The organism is Pseudoalteromonas sp. SA25, assembly GCF_011378705.1.
Classification (GTDB): domain Bacteria; phylum Pseudomonadota; class Gammaproteobacteria; order Enterobacterales; family Alteromonadaceae; genus Pseudoalteromonas; species Pseudoalteromonas arctica.
Genome location: NZ_WTKV01000048.1, coordinates 1 through 3868, shown reverse-complemented (window position 1 = coordinate 3868; position 3868 = coordinate 1). Strand labels below are relative to the sequence as shown.

The 3868-nt window shown below is 38.4% G+C and carries 3 protein-coding genes and 1 pseudogene; all 4 read left to right on the top strand.

The annotated features are described in order from the left end of the window. The first annotated feature begins 51 nt into the window (after positions 1 to 51). Positions 52 to 738: a TorF family putative porin gene (locus GQR45_RS21135; RefSeq protein ID WP_165726936.1), complete on the top strand. Its 687-nt coding sequence runs from the start codon at positions 52 to 54 to the stop codon at positions 736 to 738. 368 nt (positions 739 to 1106) lie between these two features. Then, positions 1107 to 1766 (top strand): hypothetical protein, encoded by a 660-nt coding sequence (locus GQR45_RS21130; RefSeq protein ID WP_165726935.1) that lies wholly within the window; start codon positions 1107 to 1109, stop codon positions 1764 to 1766. Between the two features lie 285 nt (positions 1767 to 2051). Next, positions 2052 to 2953 (top strand): annotated as a pseudogene (locus tag GQR45_RS21125) (hypothetical protein); the annotation flags it as partial. Positions 2954 to 3230: 277 nt separating this feature from the next. Next, positions 3231 to 3868, top strand: a 638-nt coding sequence (locus tag GQR45_RS21120) for a TorF family putative porin (RefSeq protein WP_165726934.1), incomplete at its 3' end; no start/stop codon positions are given.

Here is a 3868-nt window from a genome sequence, read left to right as displayed (position 1 = left end):
ATTACATAATAAAAACCTTGGCGAGCAAAAATCATATAACGGGAAATGGACATGCTAAAACTAAAAAAAACCATCGCTATCAGTGCTATAACATTAATGGGCGCAACATCTTTAACGTCAACAGCCGTACATGCTGAAGTAACGGCTAATGCAGCGGCAACATCAAACTACTTATGGCGTGGTCAAGAGCAAACTGGGGGCGATGCAGCTATTTCAGGCGGTATTGATTACACCAATGAATCGGGCTTTTATGCGGGTACTTGGGCTTCAAACGCATCGTGGGCAGATGAAATGACCTATGAGCTTGACTTATACGCAGGCTTTGGTGGCGATATTAACGAAAGTGTTAGCTACGATGTTGGTTATATTTATTACGCTTACCCAGACGCAGCTTCTGAAGCAGACGCAGATTTCTCTGAAATTTATAGTAGCATCAGTGTCGAAGGCTTTACCTTTGGTGCTTCTGTACTTGCAACATCAGCTGCAAGTGGTGATGGTACAGATTTTGGTGATTCACTTTACCTAACAGCTGATTACGGCTTTGCTGTTGGCAGTAACGGCACTGAAATGGCGCTTCACTTAGGCCATTACTCTGGTGATTTTATTGGCGATGATAATATCTTAGATTACGGTGTATCAATTTCGAAAGACGGTTTTACTTTTGGTTTGTCTGATACAGATATGGATGACTCAGATATTAAAGCTTACGTTGTCGACTCTGTAGACTTTAGCCTATAAAAAAAATGTGTTACTTGCTGCAACACTAAGGGCCGCAAGGCCCTTTCTCATATTTAAACCACCTAGAAAATAATTGTTTACAAAAAAAACAATAAGATAACATTAAAGTTCGAAATCACGATTAAGGATTATTATGAATTTATCAAAAAAAATTACAGTTATTTTAGCGTTTTTTTTAATCACAATGAGTACATTTAGCTATGCAACAATGACATGCCGTTGCACCTCAGGTAGCATGACGGTTGTTCATGGTGAGGGTGGTACAGTTAGCTATTCGTGCTCTGGTGGTGGTCAAGTTTCTTGTATGATACGGTTGGAATAAGCATCATTTAGAAAGGCGTATGCCTTTCTCTTCTAAGGATAGTAAAATGAAATACATATTTTTAATTGCACTTGTTTTTGTCGCCGTTCTTGGTATTTTAAACACTGGGCAGCCTACAGATCCTCCGCTAACCCACATACAACCAACTGATGAAGCCATTCTTAGTTATGAAAACGCTAAGCCTCCAGTTGAGTCAAACACCCTATTAAGTAAAGCCTCTGAACCATCTGTCAAACAGCACAAAGTTGTAGAGCAAAAAGTGGCAGCGATATCTAAATTGCCTATTTCAAGCCCTAACGCTTTCTCTGAAGAATTTATTTCAACTGAGGGTGGAAAAGAATTTGTTTCAACAAAAGCATTGGACGACGTATTTAAAAATGATACTTCAATATTACTGCAGCGTATGTCTAATATTGAATACTCTGAAATAGCACAAATACGTAAAGATAAGCTAAACGATTTTATTCTAAATGAATTAAAAGACGTGACTATTTTACAGCAAGATCTAGAGTGTGCAGGGAAGGTTTGCGCACTAGAACTTACTTATACACAAAGTAGTAATCAAGCATCTATTGAGACTCTTTCAAGTTTTTCTAAAAACTATTCTTTTCAGCAATTTACTGAAACCGAAAGTGGTGATAAAAAATTAAAAGCATTATATATTGAAACTGAAGACCCTAGCCTATTAACTCTTTTAAATAACTAATTCACGCTGACAAGTATAATACTTAAAGCTATTTTCAGTCCTATATTAGAGTCTAGTTTTCCTGCTATAAAGCAGTAAAACTAGACCCCATAAGTATATTAAGTCACGAATAACCGGCATCAATCACTGCTCACTTTTAAAAATACCAAAGAATAGCTCACGTCCACTATTTTATGGTATCAAGCTGGGTTCATTTGTTTTATAACAATCTCTGCAGCTTTAAGGCTAAATAATATTTAAGTATGCGCCGTTTGCCATGCTGAGTGAATTCTCATTACAGAGCAAGCGATTAGCTTTTTACAGGTTAAAACTTTACGTATTGCCCCGTGGCCTGTAGTAAGTGTATTTGTAGAACAACACAAAGACGTTATTGCACTTGATGAGCAGCTTCGTTTAGTAGAGTACATTAAAAGCATTCGTGAACAACCTCTTAAAGACATGATCCCTGAAGACTTGCTTGCGTATAGCGGTAAGCACATGGCATCACTTGATCCAAGCACATACAACTTTGACGTTGAATGGTTTGAAGTGCAAAGGCCTTCCACCAAATGCTTGGGGATTTACCAGGTGCCTTTGACGATGCATTAGCTAATATTCCGCTTGAAGGTGACATTACTCAATACGAATATCAGAAATTTGTTGCTGCTTATTCAAAAGTATTCACTGACAACAATGAAAAGCCAGTACTTGCCCCTGCAACTCGTTTGCTTGTAATGCGTCGCCCTGATTTATTTACTCCGATTACAAATAATCGATTAGATGCATTATGTGGTGCTCTTGGTGTTTCTAAACTTAAAAATAGTGATTTTGAGCGTTACTGGCAAGATATCGTAAAAGGTATTCAAGCTATGTCATGGTATAAAATGGCAAATGCGAGTAACGAATTAGAAGAGCAATTAGTTGCTATTAAAGCACTTATCCCATGTTTCTTTTACTACGCTGATACTAAAACACCAGATAACTCTAACTACATCAAACTACTAAGTAAGCCTAAACGTACTACAACTACGACGGGCAAAACTCAACGTAGAGGTAAAGAGTCTGCTGAAATTTTAGTAGACCGCGCACTTGCCGCTGAAGATATTCCTGAGCATATTCGCAGTAAACGCGATTCAATTGTGAGCGAAGTTCAAAAAGGTCGCAGTGTAAACGAAACAATTAGCCTTATGCGCACTATATTCGGCTAAAACCTTCTAATTTAGCCGTACTTTTATGGTGCGGCTAGGTTAATTTATGCACCAGCAATGTGCGCAACATCTTCCTTCATGTTATATCCCCATCCTATTCATAAAATTCAAGCTCATGTTTTTAATAAATAAAAAATAATTTTTAATAAAAAATAATGAAGCTGGCACATACAGTGCAATTATCCCGTTAGTTAAACAATAAAAAGCCGTCAGCCTAAAGGTTCCGATTACATAATAAAAACCTTGGCGAGCAAAAATCATATAACGGGAAATGGACATGCTAAAACTAAAAAAAACCATCGCTATCAGTGCTATAACATTAATGGGCGCAACATCTTTAACGTCAACAGCCGTACATGCTGAAGTAACGGCTAATGCAGCGGCAACATCAAACTACTTATGGCGTGGTCAAGAGCAAACTGGGGGCGATGCAGCTATTTCAGGCGGTATTGATTACACCAATGAATCGGGCTTTTATGCGGGTACTTGGGCTTCAAACGCATCGTGGGCAGATGAAATGACCTATGAGCTTGACTTATACGCAGGCTTTGGTGGCGATATTAACGAAAGTGTTAGCTACGATGTTGGTTATATTTATTACGCTTACCCAGACGCAGCTTCTGAAGCAGACGCAGATTTCTCTGAAATTTATAGTAGCATCAGTGTCGAAGGCTTTACCTTTGGTGCTTCTGTACTTGCAACATCAGCTGCAAGTGGTGATGGTACAGATTTTGGTGATTCACTTTACCTAACAGCTGATTACGGCTTTGCTGTTGGCAGTAACGGCACTGAAATGGCGCTTCACTTAGGCCATTACTCTGGTGATTTTATTGGCGATGATAATATCTTAGATTACGGTGTATCAATTTCGAAAGACGGTTTTACTTTTGGTTTGTCTGATACAGATATGGATGA

Excerpts from the sequence above, each read along its gene's own strand:
- GQR45_RS21130 (WP_165726935.1), top strand. The coding sequence starts at position 1,107 with ATGAAATACATATTTTTAATTGCACTTGTTTTTGTCGCCGTTCTTGGT.
- GQR45_RS21135 (WP_165726936.1), top strand. The coding sequence starts at position 52 with ATGCTAAAACTAAAAAAAACCATCGCTATCAGTGCTATAACATTAATG.